Annotated in this window: 6 protein-coding genes and 2 pseudogenes; 1 reads left to right on the top strand and 7 read right to left on the bottom strand. The window is 66.8% G+C overall.

Going from position 1 to position 3,690, the window contains the following annotated elements:
- The 3 genes and pseudogenes from AC2VON_RS12710 to AC2VON_RS12700 all read right to left on the bottom strand — a co-directional run.
- A partial coding sequence (locus AC2VON_RS12710; RefSeq protein ID WP_486953286.1) for a site-2 protease family protein occupies window positions 1–274 on the bottom strand: 274 nt, incomplete at its 3' end.
- Window positions 271–1,452, bottom strand: a complete 1,182-nt coding sequence (dxr, locus tag AC2VON_RS12705; RefSeq protein WP_486953285.1) for a 1-deoxy-D-xylulose-5-phosphate reductoisomerase — start codon at window positions 1,450–1,452, stop codon at window positions 271–273. The genes dxr and AC2VON_RS12710, both read right to left, overlap by 4 nt.
- A 4-nt stretch (window positions 1,453–1,456) precedes the next feature.
- A pseudogene (locus tag AC2VON_RS12700) lies at window positions 1,457–1,642 on the bottom strand (VOC family protein); the annotation flags it as partial.
- A gap of 89 nt (window positions 1,643–1,731) precedes the next feature.
- Here AC2VON_RS12700 and AC2VON_RS12695 point away from each other — a divergent pair.
- A complete protein-coding gene (locus AC2VON_RS12695; protein WP_486953284.1) occupies window positions 1,732–1,986 on the top strand; it encodes a DUF2631 domain-containing protein in 255 nt (84 codons plus the stop codon).
- Here the strand turns inward: AC2VON_RS12695 and AC2VON_RS12690 are convergent.
- The 4 genes and pseudogenes from AC2VON_RS12690 to AC2VON_RS12675 form a co-directional block, all read right to left on the bottom strand.
- Complete coding sequence (locus AC2VON_RS12690) at window positions 1,979–2,362, bottom strand: type II toxin-antitoxin system VapC family toxin (RefSeq protein ID WP_486953283.1); 384 nt, start codon at window positions 2,360–2,362, stop codon at window positions 1,979–1,981. The genes AC2VON_RS12695 and AC2VON_RS12690 overlap by 8 nt on opposite strands.
- Entirely contained in the window at window positions 2,359–2,616 is a 258-nt protein-coding gene (locus AC2VON_RS12685; protein ID WP_486953282.1) for a hypothetical protein, read from the bottom strand. Before AC2VON_RS12685 ends, AC2VON_RS12690 begins: the two co-directional genes overlap by 4 nt.
- A 67-nt stretch (window positions 2,617–2,683) precedes the next feature.
- Window positions 2,684–3,556, bottom strand: a complete 873-nt coding sequence (locus AC2VON_RS12680) for a cytochrome c biogenesis CcdA family protein (protein ID WP_486953281.1) — start codon at window positions 3,554–3,556, stop codon at window positions 2,684–2,686.
- A 14-nt stretch (window positions 3,557–3,570) separates the two neighbouring features.
- Window positions 3,571–3,690, bottom strand: a pseudogene (locus tag AC2VON_RS12675) (protein disulfide oxidoreductase); the annotation flags it as partial.

Here is a 3,690-nt window from a genome sequence, read left to right as displayed (position 1 = left end):
GCTGTTTGTACATGGCCCGGTCGCGTTCTTCGGGTGCCAGCTCTTCGACCGCGGTCATCCCGGCGATGTCGCAGAACCCGCCCGCCGGGATCGCCTTAAGGCCGTACTCGGTCTCACCGCGCCGAATCGACCACAAAGTGGTGCCGAAACCGACGAAATAGCGGCGCACCAGCATGCCGGTGGCGCGCGCCACCCACATATGGCCGCATTCGTGCAGCGCCACCGAGACCAGGATGGCAAGCGCGAACAGCGCAATGCCGACCACGAACATCATCGAGTTGTTGCTACCTCCCGCGTGATCACACGCGCCACCTGCTCCCGGGCCCAGTGCTGCGCGTCGAGTACATCGTCCACGGTAGCGGGTTCTCCCGTTTTCGCAGCCCACTGGTCTGCGGCGTGCAGCACATCGGCGATGGTGCCGACGATGGCGGGGAAGCCGATCCGGCCGGCCAGAAACGCCGCCGCGGCGTCTTCGTTGGCGGCGTTGTAGACCGCGGGCATGCTGCCACCGGCCTGACCCGCATGCCGGGCCAGCTCGACGGCGGGAAACACCTCGGCGTCCAGCGGCTCGAATGACCAGGTCGAGGCGGTGGACGCAGGGGTGAAGTCGCAGGCCGCAGCCGCGCCGGGCACCCGGTCCGGCCAGCCCAGCGCCAGCGCGATGGGCAGCCGCATGTCCGGTGGGCTGGCCTGGGCGATCGTCGAACCGTCGGTGAAGGTGACCATGGAGTGCACGATCGACTGCGGGTGCACGACGACGTCGATGCGGTCGTAGGGCACCGAAAACAGCAGGTGAGTTTCGATGAGCTCGAGTCCCTTGTTGACCAGCGATGCCGAGTTCAGCGTGTTCATCGGCCCCATCGACCAGGTCGGATGCGCACCGGCCTGCTCGGGGGTGACGTGCTCCAGGTCGGCTGCGCTCCAGCCGCGAAACGGCCCACCGGACGCGGTGAGCACGATCTTGGCGACCTCGTCGGGAGTGCCGGCGCGCAGGCACTGCGCCATCGCGGAGTGCTCGGAGTCCACCGGCACGATCTGGCCGGGTGCGGCGGCCTTGAGCACCAGCGGGCCGCCGGCGATCAGGGATTCCTTGTTGGCCAGCGCCAGCGTTGCCCCGGTAGCCAGGGCGGCCAGGGTGGGTTTGAGGCCCACCGCTCCGACCAGCGCGTTGAGCACCACGTCGGCCTCGGTGTCTTCCACCAGCCGGGTGACGGCGTCGGCGCCGCGGTAGCCGACATCGCCGATGGCGCCGGCCGCCCGCTCGTCGACGACGGCGACGTCGCGCACCCCGAACTCGGCGCGCTGTGCGGCCAGCAGATCGGGGCGCCCGCCGCCGGCGGCCAGGCCGACTACCTCGAAACGGTCCGGGTTGGCGGCGATGACCTGCAGTGCCTGGGTGCCGATCGAGCCGGTGGAGCCCAGGATCAGTACTCTGCGGCGCTTCGTGGTCACCTGTTCATTGTGCCCCGGTGTAGTCGCCGAACGCCCACAGGTTGCCCTCCGGATCGCGGACCGCGAACTCGCGGGCACCGTAGTCGGTCTTGGCCAGTGGCTGCACCACCTCGGCTTTGCGTTGCAACACCCGCTCGTAGAGGCCGTCGGGGTCGCTGGTGACGACGTAGCCGCCGGCGGTGCCGGGTTCGCGGCACCCGCTTACCGAACATTCCAAACCGGCGAACCATCGATATGTCAGAATATCGATCAGTTGCCCATCCGAACAGAGGAGTCGAAGTGGTCGGCACCGAGGTGGAGCGTCACGCCAGGGTGGATACCGCCGAGGTGCCGTCCGCGGCGTGGGGTTGGAGCAGAATCAATCACCGCACCTGGCACTACGTCGGCTTGGGCATCTTCGGGTTCCTGCTGGCGATGCTGCGCGGTAATCACGTGGGCCACATCGAGGACTGGTTCCTGATCGGGTTCGCCGCGCTGGTGCTCTTCGCCGTGGTGCGCGACGTGTGGGGTCATCGGCGCGGCTGGCTCAGGTAGTTACAGCGCGACCAAGTTGCCGCGCCTGCTCGGCAAGCTTGGTGTCGAATGTCGCGACCGCGGCGTCACAGTGTTCAGCGGCGTAAAGCACACAGCAGTCGGGCATCTTCAGTCGGGTGATGCTGCGCAGCTCCCCTAAGCGGCGACCGGCGTCGGCTAGGAGAGGTACCGATTCGACGCCGAGTTGCCCCAGCAGCTGCTCGGTATGTCCGGTCAGCCCGGCTCGGGAAGCGCCCGCGAAGAGTTCAGCGAGGGTGATCACACTCGCTCCGAATCGCCGGCTGCGGTGCGCCTGCAGAAGCGCGCCTGCCTTTTCGTGGTGCTGGTGCTTGGGCTCGAAGTGGCCGATCAACACGCTGGCATCCAGGATGATCATTCGGGCCAGTCGGTACGCAGATCGTCCAGGTAGCCGGCGTCATACACCCCCGCTAACGCCCCTTTGGTGTCGTCGATTGCCCGGAGTCGCCCCTCATCGGCACCCTCCATGGCTTCTTGGCCCGCCTTGATGAGCCGGCGTAGCAGTGCGTTGGGTTTGTCGGCCAGCTCCGGCCATGTGCGACCGGCTACCCTGAGAGCCTCTTTGATGTCGTCGGTCTCCGTGATGGCGTGGCGACGATGGTGAGTCGGCACCGACGAAGTGTAACACCGACTCGTTAACAGTGTTGCACTGGTGTGGGATGGTCGGGTGCCGACCCAGCTACCGGCGCGCACGTCGACGCCAGGTACCCGCGAACGCACCCACTACCAGGACAGCCAGCGCCAGCACCCACGGCCACGCGCCGTGCTGGTGCACCCAGCCAGCCAGCACGCCTTGGATGTGCCCGGCGGCGGTGATCACCGCGTCCTCGGGATTGCCATGGGCGGTGAACAAACGCACCTCGTAGAGGCCGAAGTAGCCTACGTACAACCCGACCAGTACCAGCAACGCGCCGCTGATCCGGTTGACGAACGGCAAGATTCGCCGGATGCGTTCGGCCACTGCCGAACTCGCGGACGCGGCGGCGACGGCCAGCACGCCGACGACCAGGGTGAGTCCCGCGACATAGGCGAGATAGACCGATGCGCTTCCAATCAGGGAGCCACCACGAAAACCCGCCGCGGTGACGGCCAAGAAGGGGCCTATGGTGCACGACAGTGAGGCAATCGCATAGCTGACACCGTAACCGTACATTGACCCCAGCCGAACCGTTGGAGCCCATCGCCCGCCCAGCCGCTTTGGCGTCAACATCGTCAGCTCCCGTCCCAATAGCAGCCAAATCCCAAGTGTCACAAGCACAGAGCCGATCAGCACCGTCACGTAGGGCAGGTATCGTTGCACCGTCGCGGCCGCCGAGATGGTGAGTGCGCCGAACACCCCGAACACCGTCAGGAACCCCAGCGCCATCCCGATACTGGCCGCCAGGGCACGCCCAAGCGGCACCAATCCGGGCGGCACAGCGGCCAGCGTCTCGTCGCTGGCGTGCCCGCGTACCACCAGGACCAAATAAGCAGGCAGCAAAGCAAAACCGCACGGGTTCAGCGCTGCCACCAATCCGGCGGCGAAGGCAAATCCGACCAGTCCGCTGTCCACGAACGCGTGTTGCCCTAGCCGGTCAGTGCGGCCACTCGGTCGGACAACTCCTGCTGCGACATCGCCGAAGTGGGGTTGTTCACGAAGGTGGAGGAGCCGTCCGAGCGGTAGAACACATACGCCGGTTGCCACGG

The sequence above is a fragment of the Mycobacterium sp. TH-M82 genome (assembly GCF_057473605.1).
Note: the sequence above shows the minus strand (reverse complement) of the source record. Positions and strands in the feature narration are given on the sequence as shown.

What these genes read in the sequence shown, in the direction of transcription:
- AC2VON_RS12690 (WP_486953283.1), bottom strand. Translation starts at nt 2,362, where the DNA reads ATGATCATCCTGGATGCCAGCGTGTTGATCGGCCACTTCGAGCCCAAG.